General features: G+C 45.7%; 19 protein-coding genes. 15 read left to right on the top strand and 4 right to left on the bottom strand.

Annotated elements, in window-relative coordinates; all coding sequences use genetic code 11:
• Positions 1-241 precede the first annotated feature (241 nt).
• The 5 genes from AC6EJC_RS23105 to AC6EJC_RS23085 all read left to right on the top strand — a co-directional run bounded on the left by AC6EJC_RS23105 (position 242) and on the right by AC6EJC_RS23085 (position 4,695).
• Entirely contained in the window at positions 242-1,450 is a 1,209-nt protein-coding gene (locus AC6EJC_RS23105; protein ID WP_444955976.1) for an MFS transporter, read from the top strand.
• A 55-nt stretch (positions 1,451-1,505) separates the two neighbouring features.
• Positions 1,506-1,952 carry an OsmC family protein gene (locus tag AC6EJC_RS23100; protein ID WP_444955975.1) on the top strand — a complete coding sequence of 149 codons (447 nt, stop codon included), beginning with the start codon at positions 1,506-1,508 and terminating at the stop codon, positions 1,950-1,952.
• Between the two features lie 69 nt (positions 1,953-2,021).
• Complete coding sequence (locus tag AC6EJC_RS23095) at positions 2,022-3,107, top strand: lactonase family protein (protein WP_444955974.1); 1,086 nt, start codon at positions 2,022-2,024, stop codon at positions 3,105-3,107.
• Between the two features lie 748 nt (positions 3,108-3,855).
• Entirely contained in the window at positions 3,856-4,011 is a 156-nt protein-coding gene (locus AC6EJC_RS23090; RefSeq protein ID WP_444955973.1) for a hypothetical protein, read from the top strand.
• Positions 4,012-4,185: 174 nt separating this feature from the next.
• A complete protein-coding gene (locus AC6EJC_RS23085; RefSeq protein WP_444955972.1) occupies positions 4,186-4,695 on the top strand; it encodes a hypothetical protein in 510 nt (169 codons plus the stop codon).
• 142 nt (positions 4,696-4,837) lie between these two features.
• Here AC6EJC_RS23085 and AC6EJC_RS23080 read toward each other — a convergent pair whose 3' ends face one another.
• Complete coding sequence (locus AC6EJC_RS23080) at positions 4,838-5,464, bottom strand: FMN-dependent NADH-azoreductase (RefSeq protein WP_444955971.1); 627 nt, start codon at positions 5,462-5,464, stop codon at positions 4,838-4,840.
• A 291-nt stretch (positions 5,465-5,755) separates the two neighbouring features.
• Here AC6EJC_RS23080 and murI point away from each other — a divergent pair, with 291 nt between their 5' ends.
• The 5 genes from murI (at position 5,756) to AC6EJC_RS23055 (ending at position 10,581) form a co-directional block, all read left to right on the top strand.
• Positions 5,756-6,559 carry a glutamate racemase gene (gene murI / locus AC6EJC_RS23075; RefSeq protein ID WP_444955970.1) on the top strand — a complete coding sequence of 268 codons (804 nt, stop codon included), beginning with the start codon at positions 5,756-5,758 and terminating at the stop codon, positions 6,557-6,559.
• Between the two features lie 100 nt (positions 6,560-6,659).
• Entirely contained in the window at positions 6,660-7,511 is an 852-nt protein-coding gene (locus AC6EJC_RS23070; protein WP_444955969.1) for an aminoglycoside phosphotransferase family protein, read from the top strand.
• A gap of 14 nt (positions 7,512-7,525) precedes the next feature.
• Positions 7,526-7,948: a metallothiol transferase FosB gene (fosB, locus tag AC6EJC_RS23065; protein ID WP_444955968.1), complete on the top strand. Its 423-nt coding sequence runs from the start codon at positions 7,526-7,528 to the stop codon at positions 7,946-7,948.
• Between the two features lie 65 nt (positions 7,949-8,013).
• Positions 8,014-9,408, top strand: coding sequence for an MATE family efflux transporter (locus tag AC6EJC_RS23060; RefSeq protein ID WP_444955967.1), 1,395 nt, complete (start codon positions 8,014-8,016; stop codon positions 9,406-9,408).
• Positions 9,409-9,600: 192 nt separating this feature from the next.
• Positions 9,601-10,581, top strand: coding sequence for a S8 family peptidase (locus AC6EJC_RS23055; RefSeq protein WP_444955966.1), 981 nt, complete (start codon positions 9,601-9,603; stop codon positions 10,579-10,581).
• A gap of 172 nt (positions 10,582-10,753) precedes the next feature.
• Here AC6EJC_RS23055 and budA read toward each other — a convergent pair whose 3' ends face one another.
• Complete coding sequence (budA, locus tag AC6EJC_RS23050) at positions 10,754-11,500, bottom strand: acetolactate decarboxylase (protein ID WP_444955965.1); 747 nt, start codon at positions 11,498-11,500, stop codon at positions 10,754-10,756.
• A 160-nt stretch (positions 11,501-11,660) separates the two neighbouring features.
• Positions 11,661-13,349, bottom strand: coding sequence for an acetolactate synthase AlsS (gene alsS, locus AC6EJC_RS23045; protein ID WP_444955964.1), 1,689 nt, complete (start codon positions 13,347-13,349; stop codon positions 11,661-11,663).
• 210 nt (positions 13,350-13,559) lie between these two features.
• Between alsS and AC6EJC_RS23040 the strand changes: the two genes are divergently transcribed.
• The 4 genes from AC6EJC_RS23040 (at position 13,560) to AC6EJC_RS23025 (ending at position 18,075) form a co-directional block, all read left to right on the top strand.
• The gene (locus tag AC6EJC_RS23040; RefSeq protein WP_444955963.1) at positions 13,560-13,685 is read left to right on the top strand and encodes a hypothetical protein; all 126 of its coding nucleotides are present in this window, start codon (positions 13,560-13,562) and stop codon (positions 13,683-13,685) included.
• 322 nt (positions 13,686-14,007) lie between these two features.
• Positions 14,008-15,432: a glucuronate isomerase gene (gene uxaC / locus AC6EJC_RS23035; RefSeq protein WP_444955962.1), complete on the top strand. Its 1,425-nt coding sequence runs from the start codon at positions 14,008-14,010 to the stop codon at positions 15,430-15,432.
• Positions 15,433-15,583: 151 nt separating this feature from the next.
• Positions 15,584-16,984, top strand: coding sequence for an MFS transporter (locus AC6EJC_RS23030; RefSeq protein WP_444955961.1), 1,401 nt, complete (start codon positions 15,584-15,586; stop codon positions 16,982-16,984).
• Between the two features lie 86 nt (positions 16,985-17,070).
• Positions 17,071-18,075, top strand: a complete 1,005-nt coding sequence (locus AC6EJC_RS23025; protein WP_444955960.1) for a LacI family DNA-binding transcriptional regulator — start codon at positions 17,071-17,073, stop codon at positions 18,073-18,075.
• A 100-nt stretch (positions 18,076-18,175) separates the two neighbouring features.
• On the opposite strand, the gene poxB is transcribed toward AC6EJC_RS23025, so the two are convergent.
• Positions 18,176-19,900, bottom strand: a complete 1,725-nt coding sequence (poxB, locus tag AC6EJC_RS23020) for a ubiquinone-dependent pyruvate dehydrogenase (RefSeq protein ID WP_444955959.1) — start codon at positions 19,898-19,900, stop codon at positions 18,176-18,178.
• A gap of 314 nt (positions 19,901-20,214) precedes the next feature.
• Here poxB and AC6EJC_RS23015 point away from each other — a divergent pair, with 314 nt between their 5' ends.
• Entirely contained in the window at positions 20,215-21,708 is a 1,494-nt protein-coding gene (locus tag AC6EJC_RS23015) for a tagaturonate reductase (protein WP_444955958.1), read from the top strand.
• Positions 21,709-21,722: the final 14 nt, after the last annotated feature.

Genomic DNA, 21,722 nt, shown 5'->3' with positions numbered 1-21,722 from the left:
TGAGTAATGATACACTCATCCAGCTGCTGGTGCTCATGGTGACGATCATCGGTCTGGTCCAAAACCGGTAAGTGTCAAGTTCCAGAAGGCGGGAGAATTGCCGTAGGCAATCTTCCGCTTTTTTCTGCGTTAAAAAGCTCGCGGATTAAGGAAGCTTGAGGTACAATAGATGCTAGGCTACAGGTGACAAGACACCTGAATATACGTCTACATACGATGCATTTTTAAGGGAGAGCGAATCATGAGTGAATTAACTTCATTACCACCAGCCAAAAAAAGAAAATTGCTGTTTAGCGCAGGGCTCAGTTGGCTGTTTGATGCTATGGATGTGGGGCTGCTTTCATTTATAGTCGCAGCGTTGGCTAAGGATTGGCATCTGGGATCAGAGCAGATTGGTCTGCTGACTGCGATGAATTCGATAGGAATGGTATTCGGGGCCGCTTTGGCGGGAATTTTGGCGGATCGCTACGGCAGACGCGCCATATTAGTGTGGACACTGTTGATCTTTTCTATTGCCAGTGGTTTATCAGCTTTGGCAACAGGTCTCGGTATGCTGCTCGTGCTGCGGTTTATTGCAGGTGCAGGTTTGGGTGGGGAATTGCCTGTTGCTTCGACGCTGGTATCAGAATCAGTGCCTGTGAAAGAACGCGGGAGAGCAGTTGTGTTGCTGGAAAGCTTCTGGGCGGCAGGCTGGATTCTTTCAGCTCTTATTGCCTATTTTGTTATTCCGAAGTATGGTTGGCAGATGGCTTTTATTCTCGGCGCAGTACCTGCGCTGTACGCTCTTTATTTGCGCAGAGCTATTGAGGATTCTCCGCGATACAAGCAGCAAAGCGTTAAACTTCCGTTGCGTGCACGATTGGCTTCTATTTGGTCGGGACCCAATCGCAAGTCTACGCTAATGCTGTGGATTTTATGGTTTACGGTTGTATTTTCATACTACGGCATGTTCTTGTGGTTACCGAGCATTATGTTTATGAAGGGGTTTGAACTGGTTAAAAGCTTTGAGTATGTCCTGATCATGACGCTTGCGCAACTACCAGGTTACTTTACCGCCGCTTATTTGATTGAAAAGCTGGGCCGCAAATTCGTGCTGGTCATTTACTTGCTGCTGACGGCAGTGTCAGCCATTTGGTTTGGCACCTCGGAAACGGCAGGAATGCTGCTGGCTGCTGGTATCTGCTTGTCCTTTTTTAATCTCGGTGCATGGGGAGCCATGTACGCCTATACCCCGGAATTGTATCCGACAGCCGTACGCTCTACCGGTGTGGGTATGGCGGCTGCGTTTGGTCGTATTGGAGGCGTTATCGGGCCTTTTGCGGTCGGTATACTCGTAGGACAGGGTGTAGCATTACCATCCATCTTTGCAATTTTCTTCGTAGCTATCCTGATCGGAGCAGTGGCTGTGTGGTTGCTGGGTACGGAAACCAAAAATCAGGAGATTGACTAACCTTTACATTCACCTGTGTAAAGATTCATAATACAAGAGAGAGGAGTGACCTGAAATGGAGCATACCTTTCTGCTCAAGGCAGACTGGAACGGGGGGCGCAACAGCCACGGTCGTATTGAGGCTGGGCAGTTGCGGACTGCGATTTCGATCCCGGCTGAAATGGGGGGCCCCGGTGTGGGCACCAATCCGGATGAAATGCTGCTCGGTGCTGCTGCTACCTGCTATTTGATTACCTTGGCGGCGATGATGGAGCGTGCCAGTCTCCCGGTGGCATCACTGGCGCTGGAATCCGAAGGGATTGTCGATGTAACGAACAATATTTTTACATATCGCCGAATTGTGCATCGTCCGCGGGTTCAATTGGCCGCCGATGCGACAGAATCGCAGATCGAACAAGCATTGCGACTGACAGAGCAGGCAGAAACCTCATGCATGATCTCGCGTGCCGTAGCGGGAAATGTGGCTTTGTCTACAGAGCCCATGGTGGAGCGCGCCTCTTAAAGCGATATTTGTAACAGGAGCAATCATTCCAATTGCCCATCATTTTTTTAATTCAAGGAGGACACAACCATGGCAGCACAACAAAAATTGCTCGTATTCGCAGGCTCTTACGCCGAATTGGAAGGTAACGGAGTTTATTCGTACACTTTTAATGAACAGACAGGAGCACTTACATTACAGGATGAGTTCTCCGGCTTGAAAAATCCTACATTCTTGAATGTAGACGTCAAAAACCAGAAGCTGTACTCCATTGGAGAGACGACTTCTGCTTCAGGAGCGAAGGTAGGCGAAGCCGCTGCTTTTGAAATTGACCCGGTCAAAGGAACATTTACATTGCTGAATCGCGCGGAAAACGTTGGGGCAACAACTTGCCACATTCAGCGTGATCCATCTGATCGTTACCTTATTGTAGTCAGCTACCACGGAGGTATGGTGGGGCTGGTGTCTCTGACTGAGGACGGACGTATCGGTGAGTTGCTGGATGTTAAACAGCACGAGGGCAAAGGAGCGCATCCTGAACGTCAGGATCGTCCACATCCACATTCCAGTTTCTTTAGTCCGGACGGTCGCTTCCTGTTCGTACAAGATCTCGGTCTGGATCTGATCCGTGTTTACACCATTGATGGCAGCAAAGGACAATTGGTGCTTCATGGTGAAACGAAAACCCATGCAGGTGCAGGTCCACGTCATTTGACGTTCCACCCGAACGGCAAATTTGCTTTTGTTATTAATGAAGTGGATTCTTCCATTACTTCTTTTGCATTCGATGCAGAGGCTGGCAAGCTCACTGAGCTTGAGAGCGTACCGACATTGCCGTCTGACTTTACAGGCGAAAATACAACTGCTGAAATTGCGATTTCACAGGATGGTGCTTATCTGTACGGTTCCAACCGTGGGCATGACAGCATCGTGGTATACGCTGTAGACGCTGCGACAGGCAAGCTGAGTCTGGTCGAGCATGTATCTGCTGAAGGCGAGCATCCGCGCCATTTTGCTTTGACTCCAAATGGTGACCATATGCTCGTGGCCAACCGCGATACCAACAACATTGTTACGTTCAAAGTGGACAAGGCAAGCGGTCGCTTGACTTACACTGGGCAACAAGTAACCGTGTCCAAGCCAGTATGCGTACAACCTTTCTACTTTACCGTGTAAAAGGGTGTTACATCTATATAATGCGGAGTGATTAAGTGACAGTGATGCGGTTAAAGGCCGCTACGAGGACGGATCATTCTTCCGATCGCTGTTGCCCCCGGATTTCTTTATTATTTTTTCAAGGGTAGAAAATCCGGGAACAAAGGCGAACGCTAACGCTTCTTCAGAACGATTCCGTCCTCTCCGCTGCTTTGGTGCTTTTGGCAACTTTTAAGGTTACTTAGATTAATCAAATATAAAAAAAATCTTGAGAATTACGACCGTAGGTTTTAAACCTGCGGGCGTTTTTCTTTTTATGACCTCTTTATTTTTAAAGAAGTCATTACCTACGAAAATAATATAAAATTTTAAGGTTACAAATAAGATACGAATAATATCGGTAGGAAAAGGGTACATATGTTATAAGCAGAACAATGATCCCTAATGCAAGTCTAGGACAAGCATTGCAAATTCAATATAAGGATTAGAAGATTTCTTAAATGGAAGTTTAATTTAAGGCTCAGTATAGAGATCAAGCCTCTAACTTCACAAGGATGGTAGAGATGAACTGAGTAACGAAGCGGGCAGATGGATTTCGGAGAAGCGGTAGCGTTCGCTTTTGGAACCTGATTTTAACCATTTAAATATAATTCAAAAAATCAGGTTCCAACAGCGATCGGAGAAACCATCTGTTGGCGTAGTGGGCCACATATATATCGACAGCATTGTTTTTCACAGACAGGTAGCAATTACACGAGGAGGAAACGATATGAAAATTATCATTACGCAAAAGGAAGCCGTCGATAAAGGAATCTGGACAGAGATTATGGGAATGTTTGCTGTAACCAAAGAGGACGAGGTATGGCAAAATGAAGAGTTTATTCTCACCGAGGAGCAGGCACGCCAGGTCGGTTTGATAAAATGATGAGGAGTAAGCAGGACTTGTCATCAAGTTTTAAGACCAAGTCTTAAAAAATCGTAACTTCTTTTTTATGTATCTGATACACTTTTTAACCGTACAACGTTTATGATAAGTACATAAGGGTAATGAAGCTTACAGACACCGTATACATACCCAAACGGTAAGGAGAGATCAGACATGATGAAACTAGCTTCGAAATGGACCGTATTGGCTTTAATGATGATGCTGATTACGACGACAGGGGCAACAGCGCAAGGCTACACACCCGTAGCACCTGCTGAAAATCAGGATACCGTATATATAAATCAAATGGAGATTCGTAACGGACAAATTTATTTGTCGGCAGACCCGATTGAATGGTATGAAGGCGCGGCAGCTGACAAAGCATTTTTGGAGCATGAAGGAAATACAGGATTGGATGGAGCTCCGGATGGCTACTACATCGTAAACAATTCCGTGCAAAATGACGTGTATCAGGTTGCACCAGATGCTTCGGTAGAGGTGCAGATTTATGACCACACGGGTAACATAGAAGATACAGACGTACAATGGAACGAATCGATTCCTCTGGCACAGTTTGAGAAAGATTTTGCTAAAAAGGATGTTTTGGACCTCAGCCAATTTCCATACCATGTTACGCTTCGTGACGGTAAAATTGTAAAAATCGTGCAGCAGTTCATTCCTTAAAATAGGAATAAGCTCATCACAGACACGTGCTTTCACTTGATTACAGATCAGGGAAGCACGTGTTTTTTTATACTTTGCAACAAAAAAAGAGGATATCCATCCCATATAGGGTGCGGATATCCTCTTCTCTTCATATATATGATTAGAACGATTTTGCTGTGTCTACTGCACGTTGTACGGCAGAAGCAACGATTTCTTGTGCTTGATCTGGAGATTGGTTATGTCCTTCCAGTACAACTTTCACGATGTCTTTCACTCCGAAGAAGGATAAGATGTTGCTCATGTAGTTCAAAGACATTTCAGCAGCAGCAGCTGGTCCTTCGGAATAAACGCCGCCTCTTGCATTCAACAGGGCTACTTTAGTTTCAGTTACGAGACCAACAGGACCTTCAGCAGTGTATTTGAATGTTTTACCAGCTTGGTTCAGGTAGTCAATGTATGTGTGCAGTACAGCAGGAATCGTCATGTTCCAGAGCGGGAAAGCAAATACGACTTTGTCTGCTGCCAGGAATTGATCCAGGTAGCCATTAGCAATGTTGGCCAGGCGAGCTTCTTCTGCGTTGAGCTCCATGCCTCTAGCGGATTTGAACGTGCCGTTGATCATGTTGGCGTTCAAATAAGGAAGCTCGACGGAGAACAGGTCCAGCTCAGTGATTTCATCAGATGGGTGGGAAGACTTGTAGCTTTCCACGAAGGCGTTATACAATTTAACAGTTGCAGATTCTTCAGCTGTACGATCATTAGCTTTGACAAATAATACTTTAGACATGATTTATTTCCCCCTAAGTAAGTTGAATAAGTAAGTTAAGTTAGTAAGTTACCTCGTAATATTACAATATAAAGATAATATCTGTCAACACTTCTATATTAAATTTATTTTGAAAAGCTGCTTTATTTTTTACACTGTAAAATTTGCGTGTTTCTTTTGCAAAATATCAGTTTTGCGGTAAAATTTAAATGTGAGTCTAATGAAGAGAATGATTTGAATAGGCGAAGAATGAAATTAACATCTTGCCAGCAAGATATGACCACAACAGTTGAACGAAAAAAGGTGAGTAGCTTGAAGATAGGTTTTTTTGATTCAGGATTGGGTGGAATTACAGTATTGTCCGAGGCACTAAGACGTTTGCCAAACGAAAATTATGTATACATGGCGGATACGCTTCATGTTCCTTATGGGACGAAAACACCTGAAGAGGTGCTCAGTTATGTCAAGGCTTCGGTACAAACGATCCTAAAAGAGGATGTTAAGGCATTGGTGATTGCCTGCAATACGGCTACAAGTATCGCGGTTGCGGAGCTAAGGAACGAATATCCTATTCCGATTATTGGCATGGAGCCGGCAGTGAAGCCAGCGGTCGAGATGAACCGGGCCAATGGTAAAAGAGTACTGGTGTTAGCCACACCATTGACGTTAAAACAATCCGGTTATGCAGCGCTGGTATCCAGAGTTGACGACCATGGGAGCGTGGATTCACTACCTTTGCCGGAGCTAGTACATTATTGCGAGCAGTTGAATTTTGACCGGGCAGAAATGTTCGAATATTTTAACCGTAAGTTGTCTTCATTCAATCTCGACATATATGGTACGGTCGTATTGGGATGTACTCATTATCCTTTTTATAAGGAAATTCTGAGAGAACTGCTGCCTTCTCATATTCAACTAATCGACGGGAGTCAGGGAACGGTCAGACGGTTAAAACAGGTGCTGTCTGAGCGTGATTTGCTGGAACCTTCGCTAAAAGCCCGTCCATCACAGGAGGGGCACATTACATTTCTGTGTTCCAGTCAGGATGAGGCTTATGTGCATAAGATGGAGCGGGCGCTTGAAATCTATGCGGAGCATGAAAAGATATATTTTTAAAGGAAGAGCGGCTGGCGAACGGATTTGGTTATTTTGGCTATAATGAAAAATTCAAAGCGCCAGCCGCATCATGGATCGGATACATCGAGGGAGGTTTTAAATGGACATTCAACTGATCCTGAATGAGCTTTATGCAGAAGGCGTACTTGAAAGTCATATGCAAAATCTCAAACCGCTTACCGGCGGAACTTCGAGTGAAGTGGTTGTTGTCATGGACGGAATCAGTCCACGATATGTGATCAAGCAAAATGATCCCACGATTGTAAAAGCCGAGGCGGAATTTTTACATACCTATGTACAGATTGAGAAACTATCGCGTTTGGTTTATGTAGACCCCTTGCATCGTTATTTGGTATACACGTTCAAGCCAGGGCTCACTAGGCAATATTGTGAAAGGAACAAAGGCGACTTGCTGCTCAGTCTGGCGATTGAGGTCATTGCACACTACAAACCTCTTGGAGAGGAACGCCATTATGGTTATCCGGATCATCCGTTTGTGGAATGGAGAGATTTTCTGCTGCATAGAACGAAGGAGTCCGGAAACATCATACAAGACGTTTTACCCCAAGAGGATCATCGTTTCGTTCATGCACTTATGGCCGGATTGCCGCAAAAGAATATTAAATATTTGCTTCATGGTGACTTCGGAGTACATAATTTTGTGTTTGCCGAAAATGGGACGTTGACAGGCATTATTGATCCTGATCCGGTGGTGGGGGAGCCTCTATATGATCTGATATATGCCTTTTGCTCTTCACCGGATAGGCTGACGGTCGATCCCATTTTGTCTGCGGTAGAGAAGCTGGGGCCGGAGATGACGGGGGAATATGAGCTGAACAGGGAAGTGTTACAGGGATTATACTTTCGTATGGCTACCTGCATTCGCCATCATCCTAAAGATCTCGATAAATATACAGAAGCGTGGACCTATTGGCTAAACAGGGTTCGCTGAAAGGAATAGGGAATATGAGCATACAGGGGTGGAATCATATTTGCTTTTCGGTGTCCGATCTGGAGAAGTCGATACATTTTTATCAATATGTACTAGATGGAAAGCTGCTCGTCAAAGGGCGTAAGCTGGCTTATCTGGACTGTCTGGGAATGTGGTTGGCTCTCAATGTGGAAGAGGATATCCCAAGAAATGAAATTCATCATTCCTATACGCATATTGCATTTTCGGTAGCGGAAGAGGATTTTGAGAATATGCTTAACAAGCTAAGAACTTTCAATGTCACAATTTTGCCCGGGCGAGAACGGAATGAACAGGACAAAAGGTCGATCTATTTTACAGATCCGGATGGACATAAGTTTGAGTTCCACACAGGACAATTGGAAGATCGCCTGAAATATTATAAAAATGAGAAGAAGCATATGACTTTTTATGAATGAGTAAGCGTTATCAAGAATGATGTGTGAGCAAATATTGGGTTTACATACGGGAGGAATACAGAAGTATGTCAATGTCGCAAGAAAGCGGCTCTAAGCAAGCACAAGCCGTTAAAACGATGACGGTTTTTGCGATTACTTGGCCGATCTTTATAGAAATGTTGTTTCACATTTTGATGGGTAGCGTGGATACGTTCATGCTAAGCCATGTTTCAGACGAGGTTGTATCGGCTGTAGGTGTTTCAAGACAGTTGATTGAATTTACGATCATACTCTTCAATCTGCTTGGTCTTGGAGTAGGTGTTATCATTGCTCAGCTATTGGGTGCGCAAAAGCATGTGGACGCAAGCCGTGTTACGGCTTCGGCACTAACCTTCAATCTGATATTTGGTTTGGCGCTGAGTTTGATGTTTATTGTGAGTCGGGATTTTTTGCTATCCTTTTACCATATTACCCCGACGATTAAGGAAAATGCGGAGATCTATATGATGCTAGCAGGGGGTTCGCTGTTTTTGGAAGCGCTCATGCTAACCGCAGGTCCGGTTATTCGCTCGCATGGTTTTACCAAAGATACGATGATCGTGGGCATTGGTATGAATATATTGCATATTGTGGGGAATGCGCTGCTCATTTATGGCTGGTTTGGTCTGCCGCAGATGGGAGTGGCGGGAGCAGCGATTTCAACGGTTATTAGCCGCGCTGTAGCATGTGTCTGGATTTTTACACTGTTGTACAAACGTGTAAGTGCGCCGATTCGCATCCGCTATTATGTACAGCTTCAATGGAGTAAGCTGGTGGCGATCCTGAAGATTGGTATTCCTGCCGGGCTGGAATGGTTATCTTATCAACTTAGTCAAATGATGGTGACCCGGTTTGTCAGCTTTATGGGGACAACGGCGATCGCAACTCATTTTTATACGAATACGATTGTATACTTTTTTATGGTATTTGGAATGGCCGTAGGTGAGGGGACGGAAATTATTGTTGCACGCCTGATTGGAGCAGGAGACAAGGAAAAGGCGTATCATCAACTTTTACGGAGCCTGAAATGGTCTTTGGTCATTACGATTGCGGTGATCGTGGTAGTATCCTTTTTCCGATATGAAGTGATGGCGATCTTTACAGATGAGCCGGCGATCATACAATTAGGGGCAGCGATTTTGCTGTTCTGTATAATGCTGGAGCCGGGCCGTGTGTTCAATCACGTTGTCATTAACTCCTTGCGAGCAGCGGGAGATGTTCAGTTCCCGTTAATGATGGCCATTATTTCAATGTGGGGGATTAAAATCCCGTTAGCGTATGTGCTGGGCATTCATCTGGGATATGGTGTGCTTGGTGTGTGGATTGCACATGCCTGCGATGAGTGGGTCCGAGGCATTTTTCACTATTTACGCTGGAAAGGTCGGAAATGGCAGCACAAGTCGCTGTTATCTAAGGCTGAGCTTCAGGCGGAATCAGCGTAAGGCCGAAAGGGATTCTAGAACAGACATTTTCCAAGCGAATTGGAGGATGTCTGTTTTTTTACAAAAATAAGCAAAATGGGGATGTTAAAACTTTTCAAAAATTGCTAGAATATAGTAACCTCGAATGAAGTAGAGGTTTTCAAAGTTTCAAAGACGGATGGTTTCCGATTGAATCCAGAAGGAGGGAATAGGATGGAACGTAAAGTGCATATCATTCCTTACCAAGTGATCAAGCAGGAGCAACAAGTGAATGAAATACCGCGGGGTGTAGAGCTGATTCAGGCTCCTGCGGTATGGAACCAGACTCGTGGCCGAGGAGTGAAGGTGGCAGTGCTGGACACAGGCTGTGATTCGGACCATCCTGATTTGAAGGCGCGCATTATTGGCGGCCGTAATTTCACGGATGATGATGAAGGTGATCCGGAAATTTTCAAGGATTACAACGGTCACGGTACACATGTGGCAGGAACCATCGCGGCAGCGGAAAATGAGGATGGTGTCGTGGGTGTCGCCCCAGAGGCGGATCTGCTCATCATCAAAGTGCTAAACAAGCAGGGCTCCGGTCAATATGACTGGATTATTCAAGGTATCAATTATGCGATTGAGCAGAAGGCAGATATCATCTCGATGTCGCTTGGCGGTCCTGAGGATGTGCCTGAGCTTCATGAAGCAGTAAAAAAGGCTGTAGCCAGCCAAATCTTGGTCATCTGTGCAGCTGGAAATGAGGGAGACGGTGACGACAGAACGGACGAGCTCGGCTACCCTGGCTGCTATAATGAAGTGATCAGCGTAGGTGCTATCAACTTTGACAGACACGCCTCAGAATTTAGCAACTCAAATAATGAGGTGGATTTGGTTGCACCGGGAGAAGATATTTTGTCCACCGTTCCGGGCGGCAAATATGCGACCTTTAGCGGAACATCGATGGCTACTCCGCATGTAGCAGGTGCATTGGCGCTGATTAAGCAGCTGGCGAATGCGAGCTTTGAGCGTGATCTCACCGAACCGGAATTGTACGCACAGCTCATCAAACGCACGATTCCACTCGGCAATTCTCCTAAGCTGGAGGGCAACGGTCTACTGTACTTGACGGCAGTGGAGGAGCTCTCTCGTATTTTCGACGCACAACGTGTAGCGGGAATACTGAGTACAGGATCATTGAAGGTTAAATAAACCGTAACTGCGGATATATAGCGGCTCTCCTGAGGGGGATATCAAAAAAAGATCGCAGCCGGAGAGCATGCATGAAGCATCTCTTCCGAACTGCGATCTTTGGTTTCCATATGAGGTATAATCTCATTCATAAACGAAAGTTTATAGTATCTTGTTGAATTATACGCTGTGATTACTGCGCACCTTCAGTAACGGCGATTTCTTTCTCCAGGTTTTCTCTGGAAAGGTTGGCTTTCAGGTAATCCGGTGTATCGGGTAGGACCAGGTGCAGATTGGATTTTTGACAAATGCGGATGGTACACTTGTCGACAATTAAATCAAAGACATGACCGCCTCCGGTGCGTTCATCGTTAATAAAATGCAGATGAAATCCGGCTACCCCAATGCCTTGAGCATAGGCAGGTGTCCAAAAACCTGTAATCACGCCGGAAGCCTCATTAAAAGTAAAGGTAGGCTGTGACTTGGTCGCTTCGATAAAAGGTCTGTATGGTTTCACTTGGTGAGGCACGGTCCGTGTCTTTACTTCACGAAAAGTGCCATCTATACGGAAGGCATAGAACAAATTGCGGCTTGGAAACTGCTTTAGCAGCAAGGCTTCCAGTTCCTCACGGCCCATGGGCCGATCAATGGTATATGTGATATCTTCCCGAAAAAAGGTGACTGTGGAAAACGGAGTAGTCTCTTCCGGTTTTACGCGATGGGCCGTACCGTTTGGAAGCAAATGATAAAATTCACCATCGAACGCGATCATTTCGCCATTGAGTTGATCAAAGGTACCTAGCCCGAAATCCCCGTGCTTTTGCAGTTCCTCGAAGGCAACGACTCCGTCATAAAGACCATCTAATAAAGCAAGCATGGTGGACGTTTGATAAATATCATGATCAGTTTCTTGCTTGGTTTCCAATTGTGCAACGGTCATGGTAATACACTTCCTTTTGTAATTGTATGCATTTATTTTCTTTCTTTTTCAATAATAAACGTAAAATTTCAGTAAATAACATGAATAACTCAAAAAAGACATAAAAAACGCTTTACTCTATAATTGTCACGAAGTCGTCACGAGTGAGCCATGGTTAAGGCTAGTTTAATTGGTTAGGCAGAAGTTTACGCCCCAACTGGATGTTATCCTGATAATCAATCGGGATATCGACGACCACAGGACCATCGGTATGAAGTGCCTGCTGCAATACGCTTTCCAGTTCATCAGGACAGTGCACACGTAATCCGGTGGCCCCAAAGCTTTCAGCATATTTTACAACATCGACATCTCCAAATTTTACGCCGGACGTTCTGCCGTATTTAACCTGTTGTTGAAAAGCGACCATGTCATAGGAACCATCTCTCCATACGATGTGCACAAGCGGAGAGTTAAGACGTACGGCGGTTTCGAGCTCCATGGATGAAAAAAGAAATCCTCCGTCTCCGGAAATAGAAACAACTTTTTGACCAGGGTTAACGAGTGTGGCAGCAATCCCCCAAGGCAGTGCTACGCCTAACGTCTGCATTCCGTTACTGAATAGAAGGCGACGAGGCTCATACGAACGGAAATATCGTGCCATCCAAATGTAGTGTGAACCGACATCACAGGTGACTGTGACGTTATCGTCAATCAGGCTGCGCAGTGTACGAATGAATTGTAATGGATGAGTCAGATAGTCATGCTTGCGTGCAGGGACAGCCGCTTGCTCGTTCAGATCATGGCGAAGACGATTTAATTGGTCGCAGGAGGCTCTAGATAGCTTTAAGGTAGGCAATTCTTCTGCAAGGCTACTCACAATCAGGGCTATATTCCCGATAAGCTCGTAATCCGGTTGGTAATCATGATCAATATCTGCTTGATGATCATCCAGATGGATGAGTGTTCGGTTTGCAGGAACGTTCCAGTTTTTTGGATCGTATTCAATAGGATCATAGCCAATCGTCAGTACCAGATCTGCGGCTCCAAGAAGCATGTCACCCGGCTGATTATGGAACAGACCGACTCTTCCAAAATAGTGGCTTTCCAGCTCACGGGAAATGGCTCCGGCGGCCTGAAAGGTTTCGACTACAGGCAAATCCGTATTTCGAATCAGTTCACGGATGGCTGCTGTGGCTTCGGGCGTACTGGCTTTCATACCGAGGAGAAGTACGGGCAGTTTGGCTTTTCTGATTTGGCCTGCGACTTGTTTGATGAGCCCGGCTGGTGCGATTCCAAGCTGTGGAAGAGAAAGCTTCTCAATGGCTGTTACTTCGGATGACGAAGTCAACACGTCCTGCGGCAGACTGACAAACGTGGCTCCAGGCTGGGCTGAGGTCGCAATCCGAAATGCGTTAGTAATAGCTTCCGGTACATTATCAGGATGTTCTACTTCTACACTATATTTAGTGATCGGCTCGAATAAACCGGCATTATCCATGGATTGATGCGTGCGTTTCAGGCGTTCGGATCTTGGGACTGCACCTGCAAGAGCGACGACGGGATCACTCTCTGCATTAGCAGTGACAAGTCCTGTCGCCAAATTGGATGCACCGGGACCAGAGGTGACAAGACATACGCCTGGCTTCCCAGTTAATCGACCGACTGCAGCAGCCATAAAGGCGGCATTTTGTTCATGACGGCATATGATCAATTCTGGACCCCGATCTTGAAGAACATCAAAAACAGAATCAATCTTGGCACCTGGAATGCCAAAAATGTGCGTCACCCCTTGTTTGATCAAACAATCGACAACAAGGTCTGCTCCTTTCGTATCGGTCTTTATTTGGACAGCTTGAACTTTGGTACTCAATGCTACCACCTCTTCTTTTCATCTTTGAAATAAATAAATGAAATACTTTCAATGTAAAACAATGGATGTATATTACAATTATAATGCAATAACTGGTATTTTCAAGAAAGAAATTTTCTGAAAAAGAGCAAAAATATATAAAACGTTTTCAAAGTTTGGTTTATCGGGGAAAATAAAAAATGCAGAGATTTGGAAAGAGTTGCTATTGCAATGGCAGATGTATTTGGCGGATTCATTGATACGGTCATTGTGGGAATGTTCCTGGCGGACGTGAAGGAAAAGGTGGCTATCGCATTGAGTCGTCTGGAAATTGCCTTTGATGTTGGCTGGTACTGACCATAGACGAAATGCAAAACAGATCAGCCTCAAATGGTGACACGCTGTTTTTTTGTCCTCTGACATGATAAAAATCACTTTCCTCCACAAAGGATAGCGGTTACAATATAATTGTTGTTAACGTAAACATTAAATTTAAGGTGAAGTAATCCAGCGTGATATGATGTACAGGTATCGTATTATAGCTTTAGTAACTTGCATAATCACGATACTTGCTATGTAATGGAGAATGCTATTGTTGAAAAACAAGTAGAGTTCGATCATTTTTGTTAACGTTAACATTTTCTTTAGGAAACACGATTATAGAAGGGATGAGAGAGTAATGACTAAAGCGTTTTTAGACGAAAACTTTTTGTTGAGCAATCCAACGGCTGAAATTCTGTATCATCAGTATGCCAAGGATATGCCGATTATTGACTATCATTGTCACTTAAGTCCACAAGAAATTTATGAAAATAAAGCGTTCAAGAATATTACGGAAGCTTGGTTGTACGGAGATCATTACAAGTGGAGACTTATGCGGGCCAATGGGGTTGAGGAACGCCTGATTACGGGAGATGGCGAAGATTATGACAAGTTTTTGGCTTGGGCCAAAACCGTACCTACACTGATCGGTAACCCGCTGTACCATTGGACACATTTGGAGCTTCAACGCTTTTTTGGTGTCCATGAACTGCTGAATGAACAGAACGCACCTGTGATCTGGGAAAAGGTAAACCAAAAGCTGCAGGGAAAGGGCTTTGGCGCACGTGATCTGATTGTGAACTCGAAGGTCACTGTGGTGTGCACCACGGATGATCCGACGGACCATCTCGAATACCACAAGCAAATCAGCAAGCTGAGCGATTTCCCAGTGGCTGTGCTGCCAAGCTTCCGTCCTGACAAAGCTTTGGAAATCAACCGTGAAACCTTCCAGCCTTGGGTAGCTCGATTGGGTGAAGTCAGCGGATTGGATGTTTCTGGACTTGAAGGATTTTTGAATGCGCTGGCGAGCCGGGTGCGCCATTTCCATGCTGCCGGAGGCCGGGTATCTGATCATGCGCTGGATACTGTAGTCTATGAAGAAACGACACGGGAGGAAGCGGCAGCCATATTCAGCAAGGCGTTGGAGGAAGGCCATGTAACTCCTTTGGAGGAGGCGAAATATAAATCGTACGTACTGGTATTCCTGGGTAAACAGTATGCAGAGCATGGCTGGGCTATGCAGTACCACATTCACGCGCTGCGTAATAATAACACTGCTATGTTCCGTCGTTTGGGACCGGATACAGGCTACGATGCCGTGAATGATGGCTCCATCGCCCGTCCACTGGCGGCATTGCTGGACGCACAGGAGCTGGCAGGAGGATTACCGAGAACGATTTTGTATTCGTTGAATTCGGTTGATTATCCAGTACTGGCAAGTCTCGCGGGTTGCTTCCAATCCGGTGGAACTGTGGGGAAAATTCAGTTTGGTACCGCATGGTGGTATAACGACCATATCGAAGGCATGCAGGAGCAGATGAAGCTGCTGGCTAACTACGGGGTGCTGTCCCGCTTTATTGGTATGCTGACGGATTCCCGCAGCTTCCTGTCCTACACGCGCCATGAATATTTCCGCCGTATACTCTGTGACTTAATCGGGACGTGGGTTCAGGAGGGCAAGGCGCCTGAGGATCTGGAACTGCTCGGAGCAATGGTACAAAATATTTGCTACAATAACGCCGAGCAATATTTTAATTTCCCAACGGTTGTTCATAGTAAGTGACGCTACTGTCTAAGGTGAAAACTCACTAACTTCATAAAAAAGGAGCTCTTGCCAGGAGCTTGCTTCAAACTCCCGGTAAGAGCAATTGAAAACAAAATAGTTATCAACTAGGTATGTAAAAATAATTACAAGTATAGAGGAGTGTGTAGGTATGGGAGTGCCTATCGTGCAGGAGAGCGTCCAAACTGACAACAAGACAGGTGAGCATATTAGCCTGAAAGAAAAGATTTCGTATGGTATGGGAGACTTTGGAAACGGATTCATGTTTGATTTGGGGCAGTTGTATTTGCTGAAATTTTTTACGGATGTAGCAGGGGTTTCAGCAGGAGCAGCCGCAGGCATTTTCTTGGTCAGCAAGCTGTTTGCCGCCGTCTGTGATCCCATTGTCGGGTCCTTTGTTGATTATCGCAAACATATCGGTACACGTGGAAAATTTAGACCTTTTCTTATCGTTGGAAGCGTTATCCTTGCAATTCTTACGGTTCTAACCTTTATTTCGCCGAATATTTCACCCACAGGCAAACTCATTTACGCCTATGCGTCCTATATGATCTGGGGGATCGGCTACTCTATTGTAAACATTCCATACGGCTCGTTGGGTGCCGCCATTACGCAGGATACTCATCAGCGTGCCTCATTGTCATCTTTCCGTCAGGCGGGATCACTGGGCGCATTATTCGTAACCAGTGTCATTGTAATGCCGCTTATTTTACTGTTTCCTAACCATCATGTTGGATATCCAGTCGTGATGGGGATCATGTCACTCATTGGTGTGATCGCTTTCATCGTATGCTATCGAGGAACGAAAGAACGCATTATTAGTCAGTCCGAGCCAAAGGAGAAGCTTTCGATAGGCGTTATCGTACACACTTTTACGAATAACAAGCCTTTGCTGGTACTCGTTTTGATGACGATTTTCACCATATCCGCGTATAATATCAAGTCCGCACTGCTGATCTATTTTGCCGAATATAATTTGGGGCATGTAGAATTAATGGCTTATATGAATTTTATTATTATCGGTTCGTCGTTGCTGGGTGTGTTGTTCCTGCCCAAGCTGGTACGGCGCTTCGGTAAACGAAAAACAGCCATACTGGGGATGCTGGTTAGTGTCATTGCCGACTCCATTAACTTTTTTATGCCTTCAAATGTTTATATTTTCACAATCCTGGCCAGTATTTCATTCATTGGTATTAGTATTCCTAACGGGGTTACCTGGGCCTTTGTGTCCGATATCATTGACTATGGAGAATGGTCATCCGGGGAGCGTAAGGAAGGGATTACCTACTCGCTATTTAACTTTTCACGCAAGTTGGCTCAATCCTTGTCTGGCTTTCTATCGGGTATTGGACTAGCGCTCGTCGGGTATGTTCCGAATGTGGTTCAGTCCTCTGGAACGCTGCTTGGGATCAAGGCATTGCTTTGTCTCTATCCGGCTGTTGCCCTGGTTTTGGCCATGCTGGTCATCGGTAAAATGTACAAGCTGACTGACAGCAAACATGCAGAAATGGTTCAAGAATTACAGCGTCGACATGCGGACAACCGCGTATAATTTGTGAAAGTCTTCTTTTCCGGGCGGCTCCTGTGGTATGGTGGGTATATAATTTTTTAGAGCCTCACTAAGGAAAGGATACGTATATGGCAGCTACCATTAAAGACATTGCCAAATTGGCTAATGTTTCCCATACAACCGTCTCCCGGGCGCTCAATAACAGCCCGCTGATTAAAGAAGATACTAAACGCAAAATTATGGAGTTGGCAGAGCAACTCAATTACATTCCAAATTTTAATGCTAAAAGCCTAGTGCTCCAGCGCTCGCATACGATTGGCCTGTTTTTCACCAGTATTTCAGAAGGCACCAGCTCCAGTTTTTTTGCGGATACCATCCGTGGAGTTAATCATGTCATCGGTGTGGATTACAATCTGTTTGTGCGAGGAATTGACGATTACGCCGATTTTTCGGCTATTCACCGTAAGCGTTTTGATGGCATCATTCTGATGAGCCAGAGCGAAGCGGACAACCCTTTTATTTATCATGTGCTCGGTCAAGGCATTCCGCTTGTTGTACTGAACCGGCAGGTATCCGGGGCTGGTATTGTAAATGTGATTTCTAATGATAAGGAAGGGTCTTATGCAGCGGTTTCCTTTCTCATTGAAAGCGGGCATGAACGCATCGCGATCATCGAAGGGGTAGAAGGCTTCAAGTCTACCCAGCAACGACGAGAGGGTTTCATGAATGCCTTGATTGATAGTGGTAAGCCGATCCGACATGAATATATCGTGCAAGGTCATTATGATACTGAAAGCGGAAGCCAGGCAATGAAGCAACTGCTTTCCTTGCAGGAGCCGCCGACAGCGGTATTTTGCTCTAACGATGATATGGCTATTGGGGCGATGAATGCGGTATTTGAAAACGGCTTGAAGGTACCAGAAGATGTCTCTGTCATTGGTTTTGACGATATCGGTTTCTCGATGTATACGACTCCGCCGTTAACGACGGTCAAAAGACCGATTGAGCAGATTAGCGAGCGCGGAGCCGCTTGCATTCTGGAACGAATCCAGTCACCGTCCAATGAGGGCGAGCTTATATTTATGGAGACCGCGCTCATGAAGCGGAAATCGACGGCTGTTAGACAACGCTGAGTTTTGTTTTATAAACAGACAGGCCAAAAAGGGCAGGAACAGTGCATCTAGCATGGTTCCTGCCCCTTTTTGGTTGAAATGCGCTCTGCTTTGTCTGTATTTAACGAAAGAGATTGGTTTTAGCCAGTTCTACAATCTCGTCACCGCGTCCGTTCAGCATCGCTTTCATCATCCACAGTGTAAATCCTTCTGCTTGTTTAAGATTAATTTTAGGTGGCATGGATAGCTCCTGACGGTTCACCACTACATCTACCACAACAGGGCCATCATGAGCCAATGCTTGCTGAATGGCATCCTCCAGCATTGTCGGATCTTCGACCCGGATGCCCTTAAGTCCCATGGCTTGCGCTACAGCACCAAAATCAGGATTCACGAGTTCAGTGCCGTTTTCGAGGAACCCGGCCGCTTTCATTTCCAGCTCGACAAAACCGAGAGCGCCATTATTGAAAACAATGACTTTGACAGGCAACTGATGCTGCTTCAGGGTGAGCAGGTCGCCCATCAGCATCGTGAGTCCGCCATCGCCTGAGAGGGCAATCACTTGTCGGTCAGGCTCAGTGGCCTGCGCTCCGATCGCCTGCGGCAGTGCATTTGCCATCGTACCATGATTGAACGAGCCGAGAAGCCGACGCTGACCGTTCATCTGCAAATAACGTGCCGCCCATACAGTGGGAGTACCGACATCACAGGTGAAAATAGCATTTTCCTGAGCGGCAGCACTGATGACCTTGGCGAGATATTGCGGATGAATTGGCGTATGGCCTGGTTTACCAACCGCCAGATCGTCCAGCTCCTGACGTACCTTGGCATAGTGGGAGACGGTTTTTTCCAGATGCTTGGAATCATGCTTCGACGTTAAATGAGGAAGCAGCATTTCCAACGTGGCTTTTACATCTCCGCATAAACCATATGTCAACGGAGTACGTCTGCCGAGATGGGCCGGCTCTATATCTACCTGTAGGACAATCGCATCTTCAGGATAAAATTGTCTGTAAGGAAAGTCTGTTCCGAGCATCAGCAGGACATCACAATCCATCATCGCATGGTACCCGGAAGAATACCCGATCAGTCCCGTCAATCCAGCATAATAAGGGTTGTCATACTCCAGATATTCCTTGCCTCGCAGAGCGGATACCATGGGGGATTTTAACTTGTCGCATAGCTGCATGAGCAATTCATGAGATTGTGCACAGCCGGCGCCGCATAGTAACGTAATTCGTTTGCCTTTATTCAAATATTCGGCCAGTCGGGAAATCTCGGAAGCTGACGGATGCATTACAGGTGCAGTGGGATGGTAGACATGTTCAGGGACGGGTACCTTTTCCGCCTCCAAAGCTGCTACATCTCCGGGAAGAACAATGACGGATACACCTGAACGTGAAATTGCCTGTTGAATGGCCATGGTCACCGTTCTGGGAATTTGTCGCGGTGTCGTAATAACCTCACAGAAGTGACTGCATTCTCCGAAAAGATGCTCAGGATGGGTAGCTTGAAAATATTCACTTCCGATTTCGTCGCTTGGAATATGAGCGGCAATAGCCAGTACAGGCACCCGATTGCGGTGGCAATCATATAAACCATTAATCAGATGTAAATTTCCGGGACCACTGCTTCCAGCACATACAGCAATGCTGCCACTAAGGTCAGCATCTGCTCCAGCTGCAAAGGCAGCCACTTCTTCATGCCTTACATGAATCCACTCGATTTGACCGTTGCTGCGAATGGAATCAACCATATTATTTAGAGAATCTCCAACAATGCCATAAATCCGCTTGACCCCTGCATTGACCAAAACTTGTACAATAGCATCTGCGATTGTCTTCATAGATGTTCCTCCTGCCTAGTAAGTAGTGTTATCCTGCCCGTGCTTTCTTGCGTCTATTCTTCTGAAATGTATATAAGAACAAGGTCTCGGGATAGGGTGATAGTTAGCCTTAACCGTCTTAGATCAGGTGCGAAACAACAGAAAAAGGACGATATACTTGCAGATTTTTATATAAACGCATATGTTAACGTGTTCATATTATTGTCATTATTATTTTTTTAAACTAAAAATGTTGATAAAACTATTTTGTTAACGTGTGCATTGTGATAAAATAACGATGAAATCATTATGGTAATTGTGGGAGGTTACTCCGGATGAAACAAGTAGATGAATTAGACCAATTAAACAGAAAAAGCTTTATCGTTAATGAACCACATCCCGAGAGGGTGCTGCAATTCGGGGAAGGGAACTTCCTGCGTGCTTTTGTAGACTGGCAATTTGACAAAATGAATAAGCTGGCAGAATGGAATACGGGAGTTGTGATTGTACAACCGCAGCCAGGAGGCCTCGTGGAGAAGCTTAACGAGCAGGATGGCCTGTATACGGTTATTCTTGAAGGGATTAAGGATGGGAAGGCCATGAAGGAGCATACCGTTGTGGAGTGCGTCACTCGTGGGATTAATCCGTACGGTTCGGACTTTTTGGAGTATGAAACATTATCCCAAAAGCCGGAACTGCGTTTTGTCGTGTCAAACACGACGGAAGCGGGAATCGCTTATGCCCCAGAGGATCAGCTAGAAGATCGTCCGCAAAAGAGCTTTCCAGGCAAACTGGCCGCCTTTCTGTACAAGCGCTTTCAATTTTTCAGGGGCGATCCGAGCAAGGGACTGGTGATCATTCCGTGCGAGCTCATCGACCGTAATGGAGACGCTCTCAAGGAAATCGTACTGAAATATGCGGACCAATGGAAGCTTGGGGCTGAGTTTATTGCATGGTTGGAGGAATCGAATACGTTCTGCAACAGTTTGGTCGATCGGATTGTACCTGGTTATCCCAAAGACCGGATTCATGAAATTCAATCAGAATTGGGTTACAAGGACGATTTGGTTGTTGTGGGCGAACAGTATCATTTATGGGTTATTGAAGGGCCACAGTGGCTTAAAGAAGAATTACCTGCTCATTTGGCCGGATTGAATGTACTGATTGTCGACGATATGGCGCCATACCGTACACGGAAAGTACGCATTTTGAATGGAGCACATACGGCGCTTACACCTGTAGCTTATTTATATGGCCTGGACACGGTGGGGCAGGCGGTCGAGCATGATATTATGGGAAACTTTATCCAGTCGCTGATTCGAGAAGAAATTATTCCGACGTTGGACTCGCCAGAGGGTGATTTGAATGTATATGCCGACGATGTTATTGAACGATTCCGTAATCCATATGTAAGTCATTATGTCATGAGTATTGCGTTGAATTCGGTGTCTAAGTTCAAGACACGGAATTTGCCATCTTTGCTCCAGTATGTGGCACAACGTAAGGCGCTGCCTGTCAAAATCGTATTTTCACTGGCGTCCTTGCTCGTATTTTACCGGGGTGACAGAAATGGCGAGTCGATTGTGTTGGCAGACGAAGCTGAAGTGTTGGGTACGTTTGGTGAACTGTGGAGTCGATATGACGGTACTCTCGCCGGGGCGAAGCAATTGACTGCGCTGGTACTTGGCCGGCAGACATGGTGGGGTCAAGACCTGAACCAGATCGAAGGGCTGGCTGAACAAACGGCACAGCACGTGTATGAAATTACAAGCAGAGGAATGAAGGAGACGCTCGATTCTCTAACCGGGAACAGCGTGCCCAGAGCATAAGCAAGGAGGAGACC

It is taken from the genome of Paenibacillus sp. TY11 (assembly GCF_059772165.1).
The sequence above is the reverse complement of the archived record's forward strand: the minus strand, read 5'-3'. Positions and strand labels throughout refer to the sequence as shown.